Annotated in this window: 1 pseudogene; it reads right to left on the reverse strand. The window is 71.1% G+C overall.

Going from position 1 to position 367, the window contains the following annotated elements:
- Nucleotides 1-367: pseudogene (locus tag H4N64_RS44290) on the reverse strand (choice-of-anchor Q domain-containing protein); the annotation flags it as partial.

Here is a 367-nt window from a genome sequence, read left to right on the forward strand (position 1 = left end):
TGCCGCCGCCACCGGTGTCGGTGAACGGCAGTTCACGCTGCACGGCTCTGCCTCCGGTGATCGTCACATCGGACATGAGGGTGTCTGCCCGCAGGCGGGAGACCCGGTCCAGGAGGGTGGCGTCGATGACGGTGGTGCGCGTGCCGGATCCTCTGAGCGTGGTGGGGGCGTCGACGTTCAAGTCGCCTGTGGTGGGGTCGGGATGGTCGCCGACGATCAGTCTGGGGTCGGGTGGGATCGTCAGCCGGTAGTGGCCGGGAGGCAGCGCGATCGTACTGCCCGGCCGGGAGTTGGCGGCCATCACCGCGGCGCGCAGGCTGCACGCTCCGGAGGCGGTACGGCACTGGCCGTCCGAGGGGTCGGCGTC

Source organism: Streptomyces cupreus (assembly GCF_014257025.1).
In the GTDB taxonomy this organism is placed as follows: Bacteria; Actinomycetota; Actinomycetes; order Streptomycetales; family Streptomycetaceae; genus Streptomyces; species Streptomyces cupreus.